This is a genomic window from Mesorhizobium sp. RCAM 06353, from assembly GCF_059683585.1.
Window position 1 is genome coordinate 5,934,525 of sequence record NZ_CM185031.1, and the last position, 23,763, is coordinate 5,958,287.

Sequence of the window (23,763 nt, forward strand, 5' to 3'; positions counted from 1 at the left end):
GGTGTGCTCCAGCTTGGCACCGACGGCGATCCGTCGCGCACCGCTCATCCGTCTCGGCGCTACGCGCCGATCCACCTTCTCTCACAAGGGGAGAAGGAAAGGCGCGATGCACCACCCTCAAGTAATCACGCTCGGCTTGTTGCGGCCGGTGTGACTCTTGATCCCGGCAATGTCGTCGGCGGCGGCGATGAGGTCGGCGAGTGCAACCTGAGTGTCGAGATCATGCCTGGCCTTGTCCGGCTCGTAGCGCTCGATATAGACGCGCAGCGTCGCTCCGGAAGTGCCGGTGCCGGAGAGCCGGAAGACGACGCGCGAGCCGCCTTCGAACAGCACCCTGATGCCTTGATGCTCGCTGGTCGAGCCGTCTACCGGGTCGTGATAGGCGAAGTCGTCGGCCTTGGCGATCTTCAGGCCGCGCACGCTGGTGCCGGGCAAAGAGCCTAGCTTGGCGCGCAGTTCGTCGACCAGCGCATTGGCGCGGTCGCTTTCGACCTCTTCATAGTCGTGGCGCGAATAGTAGTTGCGGCCATAGGCCGCCCAATGCTCGGTGACGACCTGCTTGCAGCTCTCGCCGCGCACGGCAAGGATGTTGAGCCACAACAGCACGGCCCACAGGCCGTCCTTTTCACGGACATGGTTGGAGCCGGTACCGGCGCTTTCCTCGCCGCAAATCGTCGCCATGCCGGCATCGAGCAGATTGCCGAAGAACTTCCAGCCGGTCGGCGTCTCATAGATGCCGATGCCGAGCTTTTCGGCGACGCGGTCGGCTGCGCCGCTGGTCGGCATCGAACGGGCGATGCCTTTGAGGCCGTCCTTGTAGCCCGGCGCCAACTGGGCATTGGCGGCCAGCATCGCCACCGAATCCGACGGGGTGACGAAGATGCCCTTGCCGATGATCAAATTGCGGTCGCCGTCGCCGTCGGAAGCCGCACCAAAATCCGGCGCGTCCGGTCCCATCATCTCGTCATAGAGATGCTTGGCGTGGACCAGGTTCGGATCGGGGTGATGGCCGCCGAAATCCGGCAGTGGCTTGTAGTTGCGGCAGGTGCCGTTCTCCGCGCCAAGCCGGCGCTCGAGAATCTCCTTGGCGTAGGGGCCGGTCACCGCATGCATGGCATCGAAGCGCATGCGAAAACCGTATTTGAAATTGGCGCGGATGGCGTCGAAGTCGAACAGGGTTTCCATGAGATCGGCATAGTCGGCGACCGGGTCGATGATCTCGACCTTCATGCCGCCGGCCTCGACGGTGCCGATCTTGTCGATGTCGATCTGGGCGATATCTGATGTCTTGAAGCTCGAAATCGTCTTAGTCTTGGCGAAGATCGCGTCGGTCAGCTTTTCCGGTGCCGGGCCGCCATTGCCGGCATTGTACTTGATGCCGAAATCCTCATGCGGGCCGCCCGGATTGTGGCTGGCCGACAGGATGATGCCGCCGAAGGTCTTGTATTTGCGGATGACGTGCGAGGCGGCCGGCGTCGACAATATGCCGCCCTGCCCGACCATGACCTTGCCGAAGCCGTTGGCCGCCGCCATGGCGATCGCCTTCTGGATGACCTCGCGGTTGTAGAAGCGGCCGTCGCCGCCGATCACCAGCGTCTTGCCCTTGAAGCCGTCGAGCGCGTCGAATATCGACTGGATGAAGTTCTCGGCATAGTGCTCCTGCTGGAACACCGGCACCTTCTTGCGCAGTCCCGACGTGCCGGGCTTCTGGTCTAAATAGGGCTTGGTGGGAACGGTCCGTATCATGCTTCAGGCAACCCTTTTCGAAAGCAGCAGGCGATAGAGTTCGACATATTTTTCCGCGCTCTTGTCCCATGACACATCGGCCTTCATGCCCTGACGCTGCAGCGATTCCCAGATCACCGGATTGGCATGTGCGTCGACGAGACGGCGGATGGCGTGCAGCATGGCAATGCCATTGTTGGGCGCGAACTGAAAACCTGTGGCGACGCCAGCCGAAACGGCGGCCTCATTGGCATCGATGACCGTGTCCGCCAGGCCGCCGGTGCGGGCAACGATCGGCACGCAGCCGTAGCGCAGACCGTAAAGCTGGGTCAGCCCACAGGGTTCGAAGCGCGACGGGATGATGATGGCGTCGCAACCGCCCTGCATGGTGTGCGACAGCCCCTCGTCATAACCGACGACCACGCCGATGCGGCCGCGATGGCGTGCAGCAGCAGCAAGCAGCGCGCCTTCCAGTCCTGCATCGCCTGAGCCCAGTACGGCCAAGCGTGCGCCGGTCGCCACGATGCCGTCGATCACCGTCGCCAATATGTCCATGCCCTTCTGCCAGGTCAGCCGGCTGATGACGCAGACGATCGGGCTGTCGTCGCGGTCGAGGCCGAAGCGGTCCTCCACGGCTGCCCGGTTCGGTGCCCGTGCCTTCAGCGTGGCGGCTGTGTAGTTCGACACCAGATGCTTGTCCGTCTCCGGATCCCAGATGGCGGTGTCGATGCCGTTGACGATGCCGTAGAGATCACTGGAGCGCATGTTGATCAGGCCATCGAGACCCATGCCGAATTCCGGCGAGCAGATTTCCTGCGCATAGGTCGGGCTCACCGTGGTGATCGCCCAGGCTGCCTGCAGGCCGGCCTTGAGGAAGCCGACGCCGCCATAATATTCGACGCCGTCGAGCGCCATCGCCACCGCCGGCAGACCGAGTTCGCCGAAGATGCCGGCGCCGAACTGGCCCTGGAAGGCGAGATTGTGGACCGTCATCATCGACGGGACGCCAACCGCCTTGCCATAGCGCATATAGGCCAGCGTCATCGCCGACTGCCAGTCATGGGCGTGGACGATATCAGGCTGGTAGCCGGAGATGGCGCCGCCGGCGATATCGCCGCCGACCTGGCTGAGCGCCGCGAAACGCCGCCAATTGTCAGGCCAGTCTGCGCCCGCAGCATTGCCGTAGGGGCCACCGGGGCGGTCGAACAGATGCGGCGCGTCGAGCACGAACAGCTCGAGCCCGGCAATCTGGACGGCATGGACCAGAGCCTTGCCGCCCTGCAGCAGGGGATATTGGTAGACGGCCTTCTTTTTCTTGAAGGCCGCCATCACGGTCGGAAAGCCCGGAATGAGCGTGCGCATGGTCACGCCCTTGGCGGCGAGCGCGATGGGCAGCGCCCCGGTCACGTCGGCAAGCCCGCCGGTCTTGATCAGCGGGAATATCTCGGGCGTGACCGACAGAACCTGCATGCGTTTATGGTCCGATCCTGTCCAATTCTTGTTTTTGCGCAATTCCCGTGGGAAACCCGCTTCACACTTTTCCTGGAATAGCTCCTAGAGCTTCAGCTTGTCGATCATGTCCTGGGTGACCAGGCAGATGCCCTTCTCGGAAACACGAAAACGCTTGGCGTCGAGAACCGGATCTTCGCCGACGACCAGCCCTTCCGGTATCCTAACACCATGGTCGATGACGACGCGCTTCAACTTTGCGTTCCGGCCGACATGAACGTCGGGCAGCATGACGACTTCTTCCAGCGTCGAATAGGAATTGATGCGCGCGCCGGTGAAGATCAGGCTGCGTTTCAGCGATGCGCCCGAAACGATGCAATCGCCCGAGACGAGCGAGGACACGGCCGAGCCGCGCCTGCCGTCCTCGTCATGGACGAACTTCGCCGGCGGCTTCAACTCGGCGTAGGTCCAGATCGGCCAGTCGCGGTCGTAGAGATCGAGTTCCGGGGTGATATCGGTCAGGTCGATATTGGCTTCCCAATAGGCGTCGACCGTGCCGACATCGCGCCAGTAGGCCTCGTTTTCCATCGTCGAGCGGACACAGGATTTGGCGAAGCGGTGGGCGATCGCCTTACCGTGCTGGACGATATAGGGAATGATGTCCTTGCCGAAGTCGCGGCTCGAACCGGGCTCGGCGGCATCGCGGCGCAATTGTTCCATCAGGAACTTGGTCTTGAAGACGTAGATGCCCATCGAGGCCAGGGCAAACTCGGGCTTGTCGGGAATACCAGGCGGATCGGCGGGCTTTTCGACGAAGGCAATGATGTTGTCCTTGGCATCGACATGCATGACGCCGAAGCCGGTCGCTTCCATCCGCGGCACTTCGAGGCAGCCTACCGTGACATCGGCACCGGCATCGACATGCTGGCGCAACATTAGCTCGTAATCCATCTTGTAGATGTGGTCGCCGGCCAGGATGACCATGTATTCCGGGCCATAGGCCTCGATGATGTCGATGTTCTGATAGACGGCGTCGGCCGTGCCTTCATACCACTGCGTTTCCGAGACGCGCTGGCTGGCCGGGAGGATGTCGAAGCTTTCGTTTCGTTCTGGCCGCAGGAAGTTCCAGCCGCGCTGCAGATGGCGGATCAGCGAATGCGCCTTGTACTGGGTGGCGACGCCGAGGCGTCGAATGCCGGAGTTGAGCGCATTAGAGAGCGCGAAATCGATGATGCGCGTCTTGCCGCCGAAATAGACCGCCGGCTTGGCGCGACGGTCCGTCAGTTCCTTGAGGCGGCTGCCACGGCCGCCGGCCAGTACATAGGCCATGGCATCGCGTGCCAGCGGCTGGGTCCGTTTCAAGTCTGCCATTTCTACCCTCCCAAGTTACTCAAGTCTCGCCATGATGCTCGGCCTTGCCGGCCTCAGTCGACAATGAGTTCGAGCATGATCGTCGACAGCGGTGGCAGAAGCATCGTTGCCGAGATGCTCTTGCCCTCTGCCCTTGCCTCGACAATGCCGCCATTGCCCATGCCGGAGCCGCCATATTCGGATGCGTCGGTGTTGATGATCTCGCGCCACTTGCCGGCCTTCGGCAGCGGCACGCGGTAATTGTCGCGCGGCACCGGCGTGAAGTTGGAGATGACGGCCACCGGGCTGCCGCCCGGCGCGTTGCGCACCCAGGCAAAAACCGAATTCTGGCTGTCGTCGACGATCAACCAGGAAAAGCCTTCCGGCTCGCAATCCCGACCATGCAGTGCCGGGCGCGAACGGTAGAGATAGTTGAGATCGCGTACCGTCTGCCAGACGCCGCGATGCGGGCGGAAATCCAGCAGGTTCCAGTCGAGAGCGCGCGCCTCGCTCCATTCGCGGCGCTGCGCGAACTCCTGTCCCATGAACAGCAGCTTCTTGCCGGGATAGCCCCACATGAAGCCGTAATAGGCCCGCAAGGTCGCGAATTTCTGCCAGTCGTCGCCGGCCATCTTGCCCAGCAGCGTGCCTTTGCCGTGCACGACCTCGTCATGCGAGAGCGGCAGCACGAAATTCTCCGAGAAGGCGTAGGTCAGGCCAAAGGTCAGGTCATTGTGGTGGTGCTTTCGGAAAATCGGCTCCTTGGCGAAATACTCCAGCGTGTCGTGCATGAAGCCCATGTTCCACTTGAAGCCGAAGCCCAGGCCGCCTTCATGCACCGGCGCCGAGACCTTCGGCCATGAGGTCGATTCCTCGGCGATGGTCATGACGCCGGGATGGTGTCCGTAGACCTCCTTGTTCATCTTCTGCAGGAAAGAGACCGCTTCGAGGTTTTCGCGGCCGCCCTTCTCGTTGGGGATCCATTCACCGGCCTTGCGCGAATAGTCGAGGTAGAGCATCGAGGCGACCGCATCGACGCGTAAACCGTCGACATGATATTTCTCGGCCCAGAACAGTGCGTTGTTGACCAGGAACGATATCACTTCGCGGCGACCGAAATTGTAGATCGCGGTGTTCCAGTCGGGATGGAAACCCTTGCGCGGATCGGCATGCTCGTAGAGCGCGGTGCCGTCGAAATGGGCCAGGCCATGCGCATCGACCGGGAAATGCGCCGGCACCCAATCGAGGATGACGCCGACGCCGGCGCGGTGCGCACCATCGACGAAACGGGCAAAGCCGTCCGGATCGCCGAAGCGGGCCGACGGCGCGTAAAGCCCGGTTGTCTGATAACCCCAGGACGGGTCATAAGGATGTTCGGAGATCGGCATGAACTCGATATGGGTAAAGCCGGTCTCGACCGCATAGGGGATCAGCCGGTCGGCCAGTTCGTCCCATGACAGGAACGTGCCGTCGTCGCGAAGCTGCCAGGAACCGGCATGGACTTCGTAGATCGAGATGGCTTCGCGGCGGTGATCGGCATTGCGCCAGAAATTGCGGTGCGCCTCATCGCCCCACTCATGCGCCGGCGGCACGGCGACAACCGAGGCCGTGGCCGGACGCAATTCGGACTTGAACGCAAACGGGTCCGCCTTCAGCGGCAGCCTGACGCCATCCGGGCCGATGATCTCGTATTTGTAGGGCCGCCCGGCGCCGATGTCGGGCACGAACAGTTCCCAGATGCCGGTGTCGCGGCGATCGCGCATCGTGTGGCGGCGGCCGTCCCAGTCGTTGAAATCGCCGACCACCGAGACGCGTTTTGCATTGGGAGCCCAGACGGCGAAATGCACGCCGGTGGCGCCTTCGTGCTCAATGACATGCGCGCCAAGCTTGTCGAACAGCCTGAGGTGCGACCCTTCGGCGATATAGTAATCGTCCAGAGGCCCGAGCACGGGGCCGAAAGAATAGGGATCGGTCAGCCACCAGTCGCCGCCGGCATTGCGCGCGTGATAGCGCAGCGGCTGCCGCTTCTTGATCGACAATTGCCCCTCGAAGAAGCCGGCATCGTCCCGCCTGGACAATTGACCAGCCTCGATGCCCGTCAGCGTATAGGCGGTGACGGTCTCGGCATGCGGAACGAAGCAACGGGCAAACAGGCCTTTGCCGACCTCATGGACACCAAGGACCGCAAACGGATCTCCGTGCGTGCCGGCGACAATCGCCGCAACATCGCTGGCTGGCGCCAGTCCGTCCGGCCCGCTTGTCGCAGCGGTCGCGCGCGGTTTCCTCATCAGGCAGTGTCCCTCCCAGGGCACCAGGTGTTTGTTTCTGGCGATGCGAGTTGAGGTTCAACCCGCATCACCGGGACCACCTTGTTCGTGGCCTCATGCAATCACATCAGACCGGCACGTTCCAGATTTCTTTCGCGTATTGGCGGATCGTGCGATCGGACGAGAACCAGCCGACACGCGCGACATTGCGGATTGCTCTCGCATACCAGTCCGGGCTGTTGCGCCAGACAGCGTCGACATCCCGCTGGGCGGCGGCGTAGGTGTCGAAATCGGCGGCGACCATGAACCAGTCGCTGTCGTAGAGGCCGTTCATCAGGTCGCGGTAGCGATCGGGATCGTCGGGCGAGAAGACACCCGAGGAAACGGCCGCGACCGCCTGCGCCAGTTCGGGGGAGCCCTCGATCACGGCGCGCGGGTTGTAGCCATTGTTGCGCCGCTCGGCGACCTCGGCCGTGGTCAGGCCGAAGATGAAGATGTTGTCGTCACCGACGCATTCCTTGATCTCGACATTGGCGCCGTCGAGCGTGCCGATGGTCAGCGCGCCGTTGAGCGCGAACTTCATGTTGCCGGTGCCTGACGCTTCCATGCCCGCGGTCGAAATCTGCTCGGACAGGTCGGCGGCCGGCATCATGATTTCGGCCAGGCTGACATTGTAGTTCGGCACGAACACCACCTTCAGCAAACCGCGAACGGCCGGATCGCGGTTGATGACCCTGGCAACGTCATTGGCAAGTTTGATGATCAGCTTGGCGTTGTGATAGCTGGGCGCCGCCTTGCCGCCGAAGAATTTCACGCGCGGCATCCAGTCGCGCTCGGGATGCGAGCGGATCTGGTCGTAAAGCGCGATCGCCTCGAGGATGTTGAGAAGCTGGCGCTTGTATTCGTGGATGCGCTTGACCTGGATGTCGAACAGCGCCGAAGGGTCGACCTTTATGCCGAGCCGGTCGGCGACGAGATTGGCCAGCCGCACCTTGTTCTGCCGCTTGACGCCCGCGAACTTCTCCCGGAACGCGCCGTCATCGGCAAAGCTGTCGAGCCCTTTGATGGCGTCTATGTCATCGAGAAAGCGGTCGCCGATCGCCTCGCGGGCGAGCGAGGTCAGCCCGGGATTGCATTGGATCAGCCAGCGCCGCGGCGTGATGCCGTTGGTCTTGTTGTTGATGCGATCGGGATAGAGCCTGTGCAGGTCGGCGAACACCGTTTCCTTCATCAGCTCGGTATGCAGCGCCGAAACGCCATTGATCGAATGCGAGCCGACAAAGGCCAGGTTGCCCATCCGCACCCGGCGGTCGCCATTCTCCTGGATCAGCGAGATGCGGCTGATCTGCTCATCCGAGAACAGGTTCGTGGCGCGCGCTTCCAGCAGCACCTGCGCGTTGATGGCGTAGACGATCTGCATATGGCGCGGCAAAAGCCGCTCGAACAGCGGCACCGGCCAGCTTTCCAGCGCCTCGGGAAGAAGCGTGTGGTTGGTGTAGCCGAAGGTGCGTTTGATGACATCCCAGGCAAGGTCGAAGTCCATGCCGTGGACATCCATCAGGAGCCGCATCAGCTCCGGCACCGCGATCGCTGGATGGGTATCGTTCAGATGGATCGCCGCCTTGTCGGGAAGCGACTTCAGGTCACCATATTGGCTGAGGTGCCGCTGCACGATGTCCTGCAGCGAGGCGGTCGAGAAGAAATACTCCTGCCGCAGCCTGAGCTCCTGCCCGGCCATGTGGGAATCGGCGGGGTAAAGCACGCGCGACAGGGCGTCGGCCTTGTTGCTTTCGGCGAGTGCGCCGATGTGGTCGCCCGCGTTGAACTTGTCGAGCAGGATCGGATCGACCGGCATGCCCGACCACAGCCGCAGCGTGTTGACGCGGTTTGCCCGCCAGCCGACGACCGGCGTGTCGTAGGCGACGGCCAGGACATGCTCGGTCGGCTTCCAGACATGGCGCTCGAGCCGGCCATCCTTTGAGGTGATGGATTCCACCGAGCCGCCGAAGCCGACCTCGAACGAGCGTTCGCGCCGTTCGAATTCCCAGGGGTTGCCGTGATCGAGCCAGGTCTCGGGCAGTTCGACCTGCCAGCCTCCTTGAATCTCCTGGCGAAACATGCCGTTGGCGTAGCGGATGCCGTAGCCGTGTGCTGGAATGTCGACCGTCGCCATGCTTTCCATGAAGCAGGCGGCGAGCCGGCCAAGGCCGCCATTGCCGAGCGCGGCATCGGGTTCGAGCGCCGCGATGAGATCGAGGTCGACGCCGAGCGAAGACAGCGCCTCGCGCATATTGTCCATCAGGCCGAGATTGGAAAAGGCGTCGCGCATCAAGCGGCCGATGAGGAATTCCAGCGACAAATAATAGACGCGCTTTTCCTGCTGGTCGTAGGCCTCTTTCGTCGCCTGCATCCAGTGATCGACGATGCGGTCGCGCACGACCTTGATCGAGGCGGTCAGCCAGTCGTACTGGGTCGCAACGGTGGTGTCCTTGCCGACCCTGTATTTGAGGGCCATCAGAACTTCTCTTGCGAGCGTCTTCGGATCGGGGTTTTCGAGCAGTGGGGGAAGGGTTTCGGATGTCATCGCGCGCGTCATGCTGCCTCTCGTGCGGTTGCCCCGATCATACCGGCTTTCGTCAATCCTCCCAGCCCATGCTAGCGCATCTTTCAGGATGTTCAATCGATTTAGGCGATTGCGCAACCAGGAGCGCCTGCGGCAACTTGGCAGTCAGGCTGCCAGCGCTGCCTCCGGGGGGGTCTTTGCTCCGGTCATGAAGGCAACGGCATCCGACATCGTATACTGCTTGGGATCGATGACGCAGAGGCGACGGCCCAGGCGATGGATGTGGATACGGTCGGCCACCTCGAAGACATGCGGCATGTTGTGCGAGATCAGCACGATCGGCAGGCCGCGTTTCTTGACGTCGAGGATCAGTTCGAGCACGCGGCGGCTCTCCTTGACGCCGAGGGCAGCCGTCGGTTCATCCATGATTACCACCCGGCTGCCGAAGGCAGCGGCGCGCGCCACCGCCACGCCCTGGCGCTGGCCGCCGGAGAGCGTTTCCACCGCCTGGCTGATGTTCTGGATGGTCATCAGGCCAAGCTCGGTGAGCTTGTCGCGGGCTCGCTTTTCCATCGCCGGGCGGTCGAGCATGCGCAGCCACTTGCCGAGGAAGCCGGGTTTGCGGATCTCGCGGCCAAGGAACATGTTGTCGGCGATCGACAGGGCCGGCGACAGCGCTAGGTTCTGGTAGACCGTCTCGATGCCGGCTTCGCGGGCTTCCATCGGCGACTTGAAGGCGACGGGTTTGCCTTCGAGCCGGATCTCGCCTTCGTCCGGCGCGGCTGCGCCGGAAATCGCCTTGATGAGCGACGACTTGCCGGCGCCGTTGTCGCCGATGACGGCGAGGATTTCGCCGGGATAAAGGTCGAAGTCGGCATTGTCGAGGGCGGTGACGCGGCCATAGCGTTTGACCAGCCCGCGCGCGGTAAGGATGGGTTCCTGGGTCATGATTATGCCGAAACCTTTCTGATCCATTGGTCGATTGCCACGGCACCGATAATCAGCACACCGGTAAGCAGCACTTTCCATTGCGGATCGGCGCCTAGCATGTTGAGGCCCATGGAGACGACGCCGACGATCATCGCGCCAAACAGCGTGCCCAGGATCGAGCCGCGGCCGCCGAACAGGGAAATACCGCCGATCACCGTCGCGGTGATGGCCTGCAGATTGTAGTCGGTGACGGCGGCCGAAGGCGAGATCGAGCCGTTGCGGCCGATGGAGACCCAGGCAGCGAAAGCGGCAATCAGCCCGGCAAGGGTATAGACCGTCATCAGCACCTTCTTGGTCTGGATGCCCGACAGCTTCGCCGCTTCCTGGTCATCGCCAACGGCGTAGACATGGCGGCCCCATGCCGTGTGATTGAGCACGTACCAGAGGATCAGAACGAGCACGACCGTGGCGATGACGCCAAGCGTCAGCACCGCCGTGCCGATCTTGAAGCTCAGGGCGAAGAGATGCAGCAGCGGCGCCTGGGCGTCGACGTCGGTGTCGCGAATCGTCTCATTGGCCGAATAGATGAAGTTCGTCGCCATGACGATGTTCCAGGTGCCAAGCGTCACGATAAAGGGCGGCAGCTTCATATAAGCGACCAGCAGCCCGTTGAGCAGCCCGCAGGCCGCACCGGCGGCAAGCCCGATCGTCACGGCGAGAATGGCCGGCATACCGTAACTGACCGCGCAATTGCCCATGATCACGGCTGAAATAACCATGATTACGCCGATCGACAGATCTATGCCGGCGGTCAGGATGACCAACGTCTGCGCGGCACCGAGAATGCCGATGATGGCGATCTGCTGCAGGATCAGTGTCAGCGTGTAGGACGAAAAGAACCGCCCGCCGATGGCGATACCGAAGATGACGATCGACAGGACCAGCACGATCAGCGGCACAGCGGCCGGTGTTGAATGCAGGAAATGCTGGATGCGCTTGACGGCCGATTTGTGCTCGTCAAAAGCGGCGACGCTGGTGTCGCTGGTCGAGAGAACCTTCTCGAATTCCTGAGCTTGAGCCATGTTTCCTCCCCGTGAGGGGTCAGCCAATCGCTGACGCCCGTCCACGCCTTTCCGGTCTATCGCCGGGATTGTTCGCGGTCACGCGACCCATCGTCCACCCGAAGCGGCCGGGGATCAAGTCCCCCCGGCCGTTTCGGTTGTTTTGTTGCCAGTCAGACCGGCATCAGCCCCAGCACTTGGCGAGGCCTTCCTTGGTGTCGATGGACTTCACGCCAGTGGCCGGCTTGTCGGTCACCAAATTGACGCCGGTGTCGAAGAAGTTCTTGCCTTCGGTCGGCTTCGGCTTGGTTCCGTCCTTGGCGAAGGCTGCGATCGCCTCGATGCCGAGCGCCGCCATCTGCAGCGGATATTGCTGCGATGTCGCGCCGATCACGCCTTCTGTAACCGACTTCACGCCGGGGCAGCCACCGTCGACCGAGACGATCAGCACCTGCTTTTCAAGGCCGACGGCCTTGAGCGCCTGGTAGGCACCGACAGCGGCCGGCTCGTTAATGGTGTGGATGACGGTGATGCCGGAGTCCTTCTGAAGCAGGTTCTCCATCGCCTTGCGGCCGCCTTCCTCGTTGCCGTTGGTGACGTCGTGGCCAACGATGCGCGGATCGGTTTCGTCGCCGATCTTGTTGGGGTCCTTCACGTCGATGCCGTAGCCCATCATGAAGCCCTGGTCACGCAGCACGTCCACGGTCGGCTGCGAGGGCGTCAGGTCGAGGAAGCCGATCTTGGCGTCCTTGGCCTTGTCGCCGAGCGTCGCGGCGGCCCAGGCGCCGATCAGCTTGCCGGCCTCGAGATTGTCGGTGGCGAAGGTCGCATCGGCCGCGTCGATCGGGTCGAGCGGCGTGTCGAGCGCGATCACCAGCAGGCCGGCATCGCGCGCCTTCTTCACGGTCGGCACGATGCCCTTGGTGTCGGAAGCGGTGATCAGGATACCCTTGGCGCCGTCGGCAATGCAGCTTTCGATCGCTGCGACCTGGCTCTCGCTGTCGCCGTCGATCTTGCCGGCGTAGGTCTTGAGGTCGACGCCGAGTTCCTTGGCCTTTGCAGTCGCGCCTTCCTTCATCTTGACGAAGAAGGGATTGGTATCGGTCTTGGTGATCAGGCAAGCGCCAACACCGGCCGCGGATGCGGACGAGGCAAACGCCATCAGGCCCAGGGCCGCCGCCGCAAAGACGGTGGACTTCAACAGTTTTGTATTGGTCACGATTTTCCTCCCAGTGGAACCAATTCCGGATGCCGGCCAACCGACATCCACAGCGCATCCAACGAATTTCTCCCAGCGTGGACGCGGACCCAACAGACACCAGACCGAGGCCTCTGTCAATAATTAAATCACTCTTATTTATTATTGACAGCCTTGCTTCGTTCACTCATTCTGGCTCAAAAGCATTGAGAAGAAACGACGGGAGGAACAGGGTGGAGACCGCCACTGCGAGGCACGGTTCGCCCGAAGCGAATGACAGCCTGATTCACCGCGGCACCAACCAGAGTGGCATGCGCGACCACAACGAGCGGTTGGTGCTCTCGCTGGTGCGCCAGCATGGCAGCCTGGCGAAATCCGACATCGCCCGTATGACCGGACTCTCGGCGCAGACAGTCTCGGTCATCATGCGCGAACTGGAGGAAGAAGGCCTGCTCGTTCGCCAGGCGCCGCTGCGCGGCAAGATCGGCCAGCCTTCCATACCGATGGCGCTCAACCCCGAGGGCGCCTTCTTCATCGGCCTCAAGATCGGCCGTCGCAGCGCGGAACTGGTGCTGATCGATTTTCTTGGGCATGTGCGCGCGATGCTGCAGCACTCCTATCGCTATCCGGCACCGCGCGAGACGGTGGAGTTCGTCACATCAGGCATGAAGAAGATGCGTGGCGAACTGACACCGGCGCAGGACAAGCGCATCGCCGGCCTCGGCATCGCCATGCCGTTCGAACTGTGGAACTGGGCCGATACCGCTGGCGCGCCGCGCGACGTCATGGACGAATGGCGCCACCGCGACATCAGGGCCGATATCCAGGGGCAATGTGAGTTTCCGGTCTATCTGCAAAATGACGCCACCTCGGCCTGCGGCGCCGAGCTCGTCTTCGGCCAGGCCGGCGGCGCGCGTGACTTCGTCTATTTCTATATCGGCGCCTTCGCCGGCGGCGGCATCGTGCTCAACGGCCGGCTGTTCGGCGGCCCAACCGGCAATGCCGGAGCGCTCGGCTCGATGCCGGTGCCCGGACCGGATGGCAAGCCGACCCAGTTGATCGACGTGGCGTCGATCGCCATGCTGGAAAAGGCGCTTATTGCCCGGGGCGTCGAGGCCTCGCATCTGTGGACATCGCCGGAAGACTGGGGCGAGATCGGCCCCGAACTCGACGACTGGATCGCCAGCGCCTCGAGGGCGCTCGCCTATGCCATCGTCGCGGCGTCCTCGGTCATCGATTTCGAGGCGGCGGTGATCGACGGCTGGATGCCGAAGGCGGTGCGCCGCCGGCTGGTCGATGCCATCATCGCCGCCATCGCGACGATCGACGGCGAAGGCCTGAAACTTCCCGCCGTTCGCGAAGGAACCGTCGGCATCCATGCCCGGGCGCTCGGTGGCGCCAGCCTGCCGCTTTCCGAACGCTTCCTCATTGGTTCGACGACGATTTCCAGGAGCGCCTGAATGCTGATCGGAATCCCGGCGCTGCTCGGTCCGGACCTTCTGGCGACACTGCGCGCCATGGGTCATGGCGACGAGATCGCCCTTGTCGACGGAAACTACCCGGCCGAGGAGCAGGCAAGACGCCTGATCCGCGCCGACGGTCATCCGCTCATTCCGGTGCTCGACGCGATCCTGAGCATCCTGCCGGTCGACGACGCGGTTCCAGAGGCGCTGTTTCGCGCGTCCGTGAAAGGCGATCCGTCGCTCGCCGATCCAGTTCATCGCGAGATCGAGGCGATCTGCGCCAAACACGCGCCGGGCCGCAAGGTGGTTGCACTGGCCGGAGCCGACTTCTATGCACGGGTCAAATCGGCGCATGCCATCGTCGCGACAAGCGAGCCGCGGCTCTACGCCAACATCATCATCCGCAAGGGCGTGATCTATCCGCCGGAGACCAGGAAGCCATGATCCTCTGCTGCGGCGAAGCCCTGATCGACATGCTGCCGCGCACGACGACGCAGGGTGAGCCGGCCTTTGCTCCCTATGTCGGCGGCGCGGTGTTCAATTCGGCGATCGCGCTTGGCCGGCTTGGCGCACCGGCCGGTTTCTTTTCCGGCCTGTCGTCGGATCTTTTCGGTGGCCAGTTCAGGGACGCGCTGGGGGCGAGCAAGGTCAGTTCCACCTATGCTCACACCTCGCCCAGGCCAACGACGCTGGCCTTCGTGAAGCTCACCAACGGCCAGGCGACCTACACATTCTACGACGAGAACACAGCCGGACGCCTGCTGACCATCGATGACCTGCCAGCACTCGGCAACGAAATCGAGGCGATGCTGTTCGGCGCCATCAGCCTGATCTCGGAGCCCGCCGGCAGTGCTTATGAAGAGTTCATGCGGCGCGAGCACGCAAGCCGCGTCATGATGCTCGATCCCAACATCCGGCCGAACTTCATCCCCGATAAGGCCAAGCACCTCAGACGCATCCGCGAGATGATGGCGATGGCCGACATCGTGAAGCTCTCGGACGAAGACCTCCATTGGTTCGGCGAAGCCGGCTCGCATGAGGATGTCATCCGCAACTGGCTCGACCGCGGCCCCAAGCTGATCGTCGTAACCCATGGCAGCGAAGGCGCTGTCGGTTACACCAAAGACCACGCCGTCACCGTGATGCCGGAAAAAGTCGAGGTGGTCGACACGGTCGGCGCCGGCGACACCTTCAATGCCGGCATCCTTGCCTCCCTGCATGAACAGGGCCTGCTGACGAAAGCGGCAATCGCCAGCCTATCGAAAGAGGCCATCCACAAGGCGCTGGCGCTCGGTGCAAAGGCAGCGGCGGTGACCGTGTCACGCGCGGGCGCCAATCCGCCGTGGCGGCATGAAATCACCTGAATAGCGCTGAGCCAGCCGATCACTTTATGTTTCGCAGGGCCGCTCAGTGGGACCATAAAGGCACGATTGAGCCCGACGAAGCCCGGATTTCCGGCATCTTGCGAAGATACGCCGGAAATCAGCGGTAACAGACTGCGATACCTCGGCAATTGGCGGCTCTGGCTGCCCGGCTTTCTCGGCAGGCGCAACTCTGATACCAGCGGGCCGTTATTGGGCTAAACCGCCTGGTTAGAACCGTTTTGAGGCCGACATGCAGTTCATTGATCTTGGCGCGCAGCGCGAACGCATAAGCGACCGGCTGAAGGCCGCGATCGACCGTGTCGTCGAAGAAGGGCGCTATATCCTCGGCCCGCAGGTCACCGAATTCGAGAACAAGCTCGCCGCCTATATCGGCACCAAGCATGTCGTGGCCTGCGCCAACGGCACCGATGCGCTGCTGCTGCCGCTGTTTGCCGCCGGCATCGGCCCGGGCGACGCGGTGTTCGTGCCGAGCTTCACTTTCGCCGCCACCGCCGAAGTGGTGGCTCTGGCCAAGGCCGAACCTGTCTTCGTCGATGTCGATCCGGTGACCTACAACATCGACATCGCCAGCCTCGAGGCGGCCATCGCCATGATCAAGAAGGAAGGCCGGCTGAAACCGAAGGCGATCATCCCGGTCGACCTGTTCGGCCTTGCCGCCGACTATGATGCCATCATGGCGATCGCCAACCGCGAAGGACTGCTGGTGATCGAGGACGCCGCGCAGTCGATGGGCGGGTCGCTTGACGGCAAGATGTGCGGTGCCTTCGGCCATGTCGGCTCGACCAGCTTCTATCCGGCCAAGCCGCTTGGCTGCTATGGCGATGGCGGCGCGATGTTCACCAATGATGACGCGATGGCCGACAAGCTGCGTTCCTTCGCCTTCCACGGCAAGGGCGAAACGCAGTACGACAATGTCCGCGTCGGCATCAATTCACGGCTCGACACGATCCAGGCGGCGATCCTGATCGAAAAGCTCGCCATTCTTGAAGACGAGATGGTTGCCCGCCAGCTGGTGGCAAACCGCTATGCGGAGGGGCTTGGCGATATCGTCACAGCGGCCCGCAACCTCGACGGCAGCCGTTCGGCCTGGGCGCAGTACGCCATCGAGACGCCCAAGCGCGACGGGCTGAAGGCGCATCTGGGCGAAAAGGGCATTCCGTCCGTCATCTACTACGTCAAGCCGCTGCATGCCCAGGTCGCCTATCGCGACTACCCGCGCACGCCGACCGGTCTTGCCGTCTCGGAGGACCTGCCGAAGCGCATCCTGTGCCTGCCGATGCACCCCTATCTCAGCGAAGCCGACCAGGAGAGGATTATCGAGACGATCCGCAACTATATCGGCTCGAACTCGGCGCAAGCAGCGGCCGAATAGGCAGAAATATCAGACGGGGCTCGCCCCTGCCCTGCCGCTGGCGATGAAATGCGGATTGGCGAAATCCTCGTCATCGGCCTGATCGCGTTTGCCATAGACCAGAGGCTTGCCGTCGAGCGTGCGTGTCGTGCCGCCCGCTGCGCGTAGCACCGCGTCGCCTGCGGCCGTGTCCCATTCCATGGTGCGGCCGAAGCGCGGATAGACATCCGCCTCGGCGCTGGCCAGAAGACAGAATTTCAAGGAGGAGCCGACTGAGACGATCTCGGCGGCGCCGAGGTCGCGAATGTAGGCTTCAGTTTCCGGCGTGTTGTGGGAGCGGCTGGCAACCACGGCCAGCGGCACTGCTGCCGTTCTCACTGAAATCGGCCGGCGCGCGACGATCTGGTAGTCACCATCGATTTCGAGGCTCTCCGCCCCGCCCGGCTGGCCAGAAAAGAAACGTCCGGTGCAAGGTGCGAAAACGACGCCGACTTCCGGCACGCCATGGCGGACAAGCGCGATGTTGACGGTGAAGTCGGTGCGGCGATTGACGAATTCCTTGGTGCCGTCGAGCGGATCGATGAGGAAGAAGGCGTCGCCAAGATCGGCCGGCATGATTCCGGCCGCCGCTTCCTCTTCGGCCACGCAGGGAATGTCGGGAAATGCGGCGCGCAGGCCGGCAAGGATGATCTTCTCGCTCTCGCGGTCAGCCTCGGTCACCGGCGAGGAGTCGGATTTGCGGTCAACCTCACAGCCGGCGTGAAACACACGCATGACCTCGCGTCCGGCCGCCAGGGCCAGCCGCTCGAAGATGTCGAGCATCGACCTGTCGTCAGATACCGCCGCCATTGTCATATTGGTCTTCGGCAATGTCACGCTCGTTCAGCCAGTGTTCCAGGGCATCTACCATCTCTTCGGCCGATCTGCCGAGCGTCTTCAGATGGATTTCCGGTTTTTCCGGCGCTTCGTAAGGCGAATCGACACCGGTGAAGTTCTTGATCTCACCGTTCAGCGCGCGGGCATAGAGGCCCTTCGGATCACGCCTGGCGCACTCCTCAAAGGGCGTGTCGACAAACACCTCGATGAACTCACCATCGGCCATCAACTCACGCGCCATACGCCGCTCGGCGCTGAACGGCGAAATGAAGGAGACAATGACGATCAACCCGGCATCGGCCATCAGCTTGGCCACTTCGGCCACGCGGCGGATGTTCTCGACGCGGTCGGCATCGGTGAAGCCGAGATCGCGGTTGAGACCGTGACGGACATTGTCGCCGTCCAGAATGTAGGTGTGCCGGCCGGTGGCGTACAGCTTCTTCTCGAACAAATTGGCGATGGTCGACTTGCCGGAGCCGGAAAGTCCGGTGAACCAGAACACGGCGGGCCGCTGGTTCTTCATATCGGCGCGTACGCGCTTGCCGACGTCGAGCGATTGCCAGTGGATGTTCTCGGCACGACGCAGCGAGTGCAAGATCATGCCGGCGCCGACGGTGGCGTTGCTGATGCGGTCGATCAGGATGAAGGCGCCGGTGGTGCGGTTCTCGGCGAAGGGATCGAAGGCGATCGGCGCCCGCGTCGAGATGTTGCAGATGCCGACTTCATTCATTTCAAGTGACTTGGCCGCCTCATGGGCGAAGTCGTTGACGTTGATGCGGTGTTTCAGGTCGGTGACGGTGGCGCTGGTCTGGTCGGTTTCGGTGCGCAGGATGTAGGAACGGCCGGGCAGCAGCGCATGCTCGTCGAACCAGACGATGTTGGCGGCGAACTGGTCGGCGACCTGCGGCCTGGCAGCCGGCGAAACCAGCATGTTGCCTCTGGAAACCTCGACCTCGTCGTCAAGAACGAGCGTGATGGCCTGGCCGGCCACCGCTTGTTTCAGATCGCCGCCATAAGCGACAATGCGTTTGACATGCGACGACTTGCCGGATTTGGCGACGACGACCTCGTCGCCTTGCGCAATCGCGCCCGACGCGATCGTGCCGGCAAAGCCGCGGAAATCGAGATTGGGACGATTGACGTACTGGACCGGAAAACGGAACGGCTGCTCGACAGCGGCCTCTTCGACCGAAACGGTCTCGAGGTGCTCGATCAGCGTCAGGCCGGAATACCATTGCATGTTCTGCGAGCGGCCGCTGACATTGTCACCGTAGCGGGCCGACATCGGGATCGGCACGATGGTCTGAAAGCCGAGGTCGCGCGAGAATTGTCCGTAGTCTTCGACGATCCGATCGAAAACCGCCTGATCGAAATCGACGAGATCGATCTTGTTGACGGCCAGCACGATGTGGCGGATGCCGAGCAGCGAGGCGATGATCGAATGGCGCCTGGTCTGGCGCAGCACCCCTTGCCGCGCGTCGATCAGCACGATCGCCAGATCGGCGGTCGAGGCGCCGGTTGCCATGTTGCGCGTGTACTGCTCGTGGCCGGGCGTGTCGGCGACGATGAACTTGCGCTTCGGCGTCGCGAAGAAGCGATAGGCGACGTCGATGGTGATGCCTTGCTCGCGCTCGGCCTCAAGACCGTCGACCAGCAGCGCGAAGTCGATGTCGTCGCCGGTGGTGCCATGCTTACGCGAATCGCGTTCGAGCGCGGCGAGCTGATCCTCGAAGATCTGTTTGGTGTCGGACAACAAACGCCCGATCAGCGTCGACTTGCCGTCATCGACCGAACCGCAGGTCAGGAAGCGCAGCAGCGACTTCTTCTCCTGCGCGGCCAGATAGTCGCGGACGCCGTCGGTGGGGGCGAGGCTCTTTGCCATGATGTGGCGCATGGTCAGAAATACCCCTCGCGCTTCTTCTTTTCCATCGAGCCTGCCTCATCCCGGTCGATCAGGCGGCCCTGGCGCTCGGAGGTGCGCGCGGTCAGCATCTCGCCAACGATGGCTTCGAGCGTGTCGGCATCGGATTCGATGGCGCCGGTGAGCGGATAGCAGCCCAAGGTGCGGAACCGGACCAGCCGGTTCTCGACTGTCTCGCCGGGGCGCAGTTTCATGCGATCGTCGTCCTTGAGGATCAGCATCCCGTCGCGTTCCACCACCGGCCGTTCCTTGGCGAAATAGAGCGGCACGATCGGGATGTTCTCCTGCAGGATGTACTGCCAGATATCGAGTTCGGTCCAGTTCGACAACGGGAAGACGCGGATCGATTCGCCCGACGCGATGCGGGTGTTGAATATCTTCCACATTTCGGGGCGCTGGTTCTTCGGGTCCCAGACATGCTGGGCATTGCGGAACGAGAAAATGCGCTCCTTGGCGCGCGACTTCTCCTCGTCGCGACGGGCACCGCCAAAGGCGGCATCGAAGCCGTATTTGTCGAGCGCCTGACGCAGCGCCACAGTCTTCATCACATGGGTGTGGGTGTTCGAGCCATGGTCGAACGGATTGATGTTGTCGCGCACGCCGTCTTCATTGACATGAACCAAAAGGTCGAAGCCGAGCTTTTGCGCCATCTGATCGCGAAAAGCGATCATTTCGCGGAACTTCCAGGTGGTGTCGACGTGAAGGAACGGGAACGGCGGCTTGGCGGGATAGAACGCCTTCATTGCCAGATGCATCAGCACGGATGAATCCTTGCCGACCGAATAGAGCATCACCGGCTTGGAGAAGGCGGCCGCAACCTCGCGGAATATGTGGATGGATTCGGCTTCAAGCCGCTGCAGATGCGTAAGCGCTATGGTCATAGACTGTGAGCGTTCTCTCGTGCCTTGCGCCAGAAGACCTTGCATCAAATCATCGGGCTTTTTGCGCCCGGTTCAAGCTTCGCTTCTGGACAAAGTGTTTCGTGCGGGCGTTCTAGCAGATCGACGCAGGGCAGAACAATGCAAGACGAGCCCGGCAACGGTCAGTTTGAGAACGAATTTTCCACGCTTTCGCCATAACCCGAAAATTTCTGTTCGCAAGGCCTCCAACCGGAAAAAGGCAGGAAAAATATTGCTCGGGAGACCATGGCGGCAAATGCTCCTGGAGCCCTTTCTCAATCGACGGGCGCCTGCCGCCGATTTTCGGTGACAACAAGCCCCGACGCACTATCGAAAAGACAGCCCAGCAGCTATACAAGCCGCCGGAAGCGGGCAAGATGCGTCATCAGGCATGGGCAATTTCGAGGCGAGCACATTCGGTTCGGCTGAACAGGGTATGCCGCACAAAGCTACTCGAGAATAGCGAGCCCGAAACTTGAACCGGCTTTCGTCTGCAAGACAGCAACTCACGCCTTCGCGGATCAATATCTACTTCTCCACTCTTTGCTTCTTTTTTCCACCGGTTCTGGGATCGGTGGTCAGCTTCGTATTCAATGGCGGCGGCCTGTGGTCCGTCCTGTTGATCGCCTTCAAGAAGAGGCGCTTCAACACCGACCGGGCGATGATGGCGCTGACGATCGCGATCTATGCCTATTGCGTGGCCAATCTCGTGGCGTCCATTGTCAACAACACGCTCGTCCAGGATGCGCCACGCCTTATTCCGCTCGTAACCTTCCTGTTTTTTCCCGTCTCCTATTCGACCTGGAGCATCTCGCAGAAGACTACGCTCGTTCGCATCATCGTGCTCAGCAGCTTGGCGGCCTGTTTCGTCGCACTGCTGCTGGCCGTTGCGCAGCAATATTGGGTGGGGATGAGAGCCAAGGGCGGGGCGGGCAATGCGATCGTGTTCGCGGAGGTCCTGTGCCTTGCCGTGATGGTCTGTGTGGCCGGCGCCTTGTCGGACATCGAGAAGCACAGGACTGCCCTCATTTGCGCAGCGCTTGGCGGAACGATCGCCATTATCTACTCCGAGACGCGCATCGTCTGGCTAGCCCTGCTGATTGCCGGCATCGCCGTTCTGATGATCAACCAGCGCAGGCTGAGGGGCAAGAATGCCGTTCGGCTGCTCTTGTTGCTGGTGGCGGTCGGCGTCGTGGTCGGCGCTGTCGGCTTCCAGACGATATCCGGGCGCATCGACTTTCTGCGCGCCGACTGGAATGCGCTTGGGGCACAGGGCCACTACGACACCTCGTTGGGATTCCGTGTTGCCCTTTGGGAGATAGGCCTCAAAGCGTTCCGTGAGACCCCATTGTTTGGACATGGTGTGGGTGCCACCCAGTTCTTGATAAGACAAGGCTTCCGGGATCAGTTCGGGATGGATGCCGGCTTCAACCATTTCCACAACGGCTTCCTGACCGCCCTGGTGCAGGCAGGGCTCCTGGGCGCGGTAACGCTGGCGGCGATCTTTGTCGTTGCCGCCACAAATGCCACCATGGTCCTGCGAAACAGCACCGATCCGATCGAGCGTTTTGGCGCTACGATGATTGTCATCGTGGTGATCACCTATCTCACATCAGGGATGACGGGCATCCTGGTTGGTCACGACATTCTGGATTCGGTACTGATGGTCTTCCTGGTGTCGGGAACCTATCTTGCCTGCGGACGTCAGGCTCCGTTGCCGCAAGACCAGACACTTCCGCTCGGGGCGGACGACCAGGCGCTTCCGCCAGTAATGAAAGATCAGACGCATCCATCCACCCAATAGCCGTTCAGGGCAAGGCCGTGAAAGTCCTGGTCACAGGCGCGACAGGCTTCATCGGCCGTCAGGTGGTGCAGCAGCTTCGTGAGGCGGGCGCGGAGCTTCGTCTCGCGTCCCGCTATCCTGAGAGGCTTGGTCCGGGACAGGATGCCATGCAGATGCCCGGTTTCGATGCGCCGGCGGCTGCCTTCCTGGCGCTTACCCGGGATGTTACGGATGTCGTCCATTGCGCGGGCCTGAACAATGATGAAGGCAATGCCACCGAAGCCGATTTTCGGGCGGCCAATACGGAACTGAGTGGACGGCTGGCGCAAGCGGTGGCCGAGCAGGCAAGCGGACGCTTCATCCAGCTCTCCTCGATCCGGGCCGTGATCGGTGCGCACGTCAGTGCAACGATCGACGCGGACACGATACCCGATCCGCAATGCGCCTATGGGCGCTCGAAGCGCGAAGCAGAGATCAGGGTGCTGGACGCCTATGCATCGCATGGCCGTTCCGACGCTACCGTATTGCGGCTGCCCCCGGTCTACGGAACCGGCATGAAGGGAAACCTGGCGACGCTGATGCGACTGGCCGATACGGGCCTGCCGCTGCCGGCAGGTGCGTTGACAGGAACCCGCTCGCTGCTGTCATCGCAATCGGCGGCAGGCGCGGTGTGGCATCTGCTGAACTGTTCGGGGCAACGGCGCCCGATCTATGTTGCCAGCGACGTGCCGCCGGTTTCGGTCGCTGACATTGTCGGCGCCTTTCGCAACGGTTTTGGACGACGGAAGCGCCTGATGGCCGTGCCGGCCGGTCCGTTGCGGACAGCCGCGGTCGTGCTGGGCAAGCGGACGTCCTGGGACAGCATGACGGCGACACAGATATGCGACCCTTCCCTGCTCGTATCCGAAGGCTGGCAGCCGGAAACCGCCACGCTGGAGCGGCTGGCCGAGATGGCGCGGCTCGGAAACGCTCAATCGCCTCCTTTGCGATAGAGCGTTGCAAACAGGATGCGAAGGTCGAGCCAGAACGACGCCGTCCTGAGATAGGCGGCATCCGTTTCGGCCAGAAGCTGCGGGTTCGACATGTCGATGCCCCTGATCTGGGCCATGCCGGTAATGCCCGGAAGTGCCGCCAAGACGCCCAGCCGCCTGCGACGCTCGATCAGTTCCGTCTGTGTCGGTAGGCAAGGGCGCGGCCCGACCAGGCTCATCTCGCCCCGCAGAACGTTCCAGAATTGTGGCAGTTCATCGAGCTTGAACTTCCGCAAGGTCCTTCCGACCGCGGTCACGGCATTCGCTGGCGCTTCGTGCGAGGGCAAGGACGGCGTTCCCTGGACCATCGTCCGCAACTTGTGGCAGCGAAACAACACGCCATCGCGACCGACCCGCGTTTGCGAAAAGATCACCGGACCGGGCGACGATGCCCGCACCGCAAGCGCGCAGAGCAATAGAACAGGCGACGTCACCAGCAACAACAGGGCTGTCGCGACGAGATCGAAGGCTCGCTTCAGTCCCTTCACGGCCATCCCCCGATCACTAGAGC

18 protein-coding genes are annotated in these 23,763 nt (G+C 62.4%); 6 read left to right on the forward strand and 12 right to left on the reverse strand.

Annotation, left to right across the window (positions count from 1 at the left end; translation table 11 throughout):
• Nucleotides 1-117 precede the first annotated feature (117 nt).
• The 8 genes from AC56QX_RS28900 to AC56QX_RS28935 form a co-directional block, all read right to left on the reverse strand.
• Nucleotides 118-1,746: an alpha-D-glucose phosphate-specific phosphoglucomutase gene (locus tag AC56QX_RS28900; RefSeq protein WP_497111897.1), complete on the reverse strand. Its 1,629-nt coding sequence runs from the start codon at nucleotides 1,744-1,746 to the stop codon at nucleotides 118-120.
• Between the two features lie 3 nt (nucleotides 1,747-1,749).
• A complete protein-coding gene (gene glgA / locus AC56QX_RS28905) occupies nucleotides 1,750-3,195 on the reverse strand; it encodes a glycogen synthase GlgA (RefSeq protein ID WP_497111899.1) in 1,446 nt (481 codons plus the stop codon).
• Between the two features lie 84 nt (nucleotides 3,196-3,279).
• Nucleotides 3,280-4,545 carry a glucose-1-phosphate adenylyltransferase gene (gene glgC / locus AC56QX_RS28910; RefSeq protein WP_497111900.1) on the reverse strand — a complete coding sequence of 422 codons (1,266 nt, stop codon included), beginning with the start codon at nucleotides 4,543-4,545 and terminating at the stop codon, nucleotides 3,280-3,282.
• 53 nt (nucleotides 4,546-4,598) lie between these two features.
• Complete coding sequence (glgB, locus tag AC56QX_RS28915; RefSeq protein WP_497111901.1) at nucleotides 4,599-6,812, reverse strand: 1,4-alpha-glucan branching protein GlgB; 2,214 nt, start codon at nucleotides 6,810-6,812, stop codon at nucleotides 4,599-4,601.
• A 106-nt stretch (nucleotides 6,813-6,918) separates the two neighbouring features.
• A complete protein-coding gene (locus AC56QX_RS28920; protein WP_497111903.1) occupies nucleotides 6,919-9,387 on the reverse strand; it encodes a glycogen/starch/alpha-glucan phosphorylase in 2,469 nt (822 codons plus the stop codon).
• A gap of 132 nt (nucleotides 9,388-9,519) precedes the next feature.
• Nucleotides 9,520-10,302: an ATP-binding cassette domain-containing protein gene (locus AC56QX_RS28925; RefSeq protein WP_497111905.1), complete on the reverse strand. Its 783-nt coding sequence runs from the start codon at nucleotides 10,300-10,302 to the stop codon at nucleotides 9,520-9,522.
• 2 nt (nucleotides 10,303-10,304) lie between these two features.
• Nucleotides 10,305-11,366, reverse strand: coding sequence for an ABC transporter permease (locus AC56QX_RS28930; RefSeq protein WP_497111906.1), 1,062 nt, complete (start codon nucleotides 11,364-11,366; stop codon nucleotides 10,305-10,307).
• Between the two features lie 163 nt (nucleotides 11,367-11,529).
• Nucleotides 11,530-12,507, reverse strand: coding sequence for a sugar ABC transporter substrate-binding protein (locus tag AC56QX_RS28935; RefSeq protein ID WP_430515894.1), 978 nt, complete (start codon nucleotides 12,505-12,507; stop codon nucleotides 11,530-11,532).
• 269 nt (nucleotides 12,508-12,776) lie between these two features.
• Here AC56QX_RS28935 and AC56QX_RS28940 point away from each other — a divergent pair, with 269 nt between their 5' ends.
• From AC56QX_RS28940 to AC56QX_RS28955, 4 genes are all read left to right on the forward strand, one after another.
• A complete protein-coding gene (locus tag AC56QX_RS28940; protein ID WP_497111907.1) occupies nucleotides 12,777-14,003 on the forward strand; it encodes an ROK family transcriptional regulator in 1,227 nt (408 codons plus the stop codon).
• Entirely contained in the window at nucleotides 14,004-14,450 is a 447-nt protein-coding gene (locus AC56QX_RS28945; protein ID WP_497111908.1) for an RbsD/FucU family protein, read from the forward strand.
• Nucleotides 14,447-15,370 carry a carbohydrate kinase family protein gene (locus AC56QX_RS28950; protein ID WP_497111909.1) on the forward strand — a complete coding sequence of 308 codons (924 nt, stop codon included), beginning with the start codon at nucleotides 14,447-14,449 and terminating at the stop codon, nucleotides 15,368-15,370. The genes AC56QX_RS28945 and AC56QX_RS28950 overlap by 4 nt, the downstream gene beginning before the upstream one ends.
• A 250-nt stretch (nucleotides 15,371-15,620) precedes the next feature.
• The gene (locus AC56QX_RS28955) at nucleotides 15,621-16,763 is read left to right on the forward strand and encodes a DegT/DnrJ/EryC1/StrS family aminotransferase (protein WP_497111912.1); all 1,143 of its coding nucleotides are present in this window, start codon (nucleotides 15,621-15,623) and stop codon (nucleotides 16,761-16,763) included.
• Between the two features lie 9 nt (nucleotides 16,764-16,772).
• On the opposite strand, the gene cysQ is transcribed toward AC56QX_RS28955, so the two are convergent.
• Genes cysQ through cysD form a run of 3 tightly spaced genes read right to left on the reverse strand, consistent with a single transcriptional unit; the run spans nucleotide 16,773 to nucleotide 20,420 of the window.
• A complete protein-coding gene (gene cysQ, locus AC56QX_RS28960) occupies nucleotides 16,773-17,564 on the reverse strand; it encodes a 3'(2'),5'-bisphosphate nucleotidase CysQ (RefSeq protein ID WP_497117950.1) in 792 nt (263 codons plus the stop codon).
• Between the two features lie 10 nt (nucleotides 17,565-17,574).
• The gene (gene cysN / locus AC56QX_RS28965) at nucleotides 17,575-19,512 is read right to left on the reverse strand and encodes a sulfate adenylyltransferase subunit CysN (RefSeq protein WP_497111913.1); all 1,938 of its coding nucleotides are present in this window, start codon (nucleotides 19,510-19,512) and stop codon (nucleotides 17,575-17,577) included.
• A gap of 2 nt (nucleotides 19,513-19,514) precedes the next feature.
• Nucleotides 19,515-20,420, reverse strand: a complete 906-nt coding sequence (cysD, locus tag AC56QX_RS28970) for a sulfate adenylyltransferase subunit CysD (protein ID WP_095198602.1) — start codon at nucleotides 20,418-20,420, stop codon at nucleotides 19,515-19,517.
• A 493-nt stretch (nucleotides 20,421-20,913) separates the two neighbouring features.
• On the opposite strand from cysD, the gene AC56QX_RS28975 reads away from it, so the two are divergent.
• Entirely contained in the window at nucleotides 20,914-22,242 is a 1,329-nt protein-coding gene (locus tag AC56QX_RS28975; RefSeq protein WP_497111915.1) for an O-antigen ligase family protein, read from the forward strand.
• 17 nt (nucleotides 22,243-22,259) lie between these two features.
• The gene (locus tag AC56QX_RS28980; protein ID WP_497111917.1) at nucleotides 22,260-23,213 is read left to right on the forward strand and encodes an NAD-dependent epimerase/dehydratase family protein; all 954 of its coding nucleotides are present in this window, start codon (nucleotides 22,260-22,262) and stop codon (nucleotides 23,211-23,213) included.
• On the opposite strand, the gene AC56QX_RS28985 is transcribed toward AC56QX_RS28980, so the two are convergent.
• Complete coding sequence (locus tag AC56QX_RS28985) at nucleotides 23,192-23,746, reverse strand: sugar transferase (RefSeq protein ID WP_497111918.1); 555 nt, start codon at nucleotides 23,744-23,746, stop codon at nucleotides 23,192-23,194. The two genes, AC56QX_RS28980 and AC56QX_RS28985, sit on opposite strands and share 22 nt — an antisense overlap.
• Nucleotides 23,747-23,763: the final 17 nt, after the last annotated feature.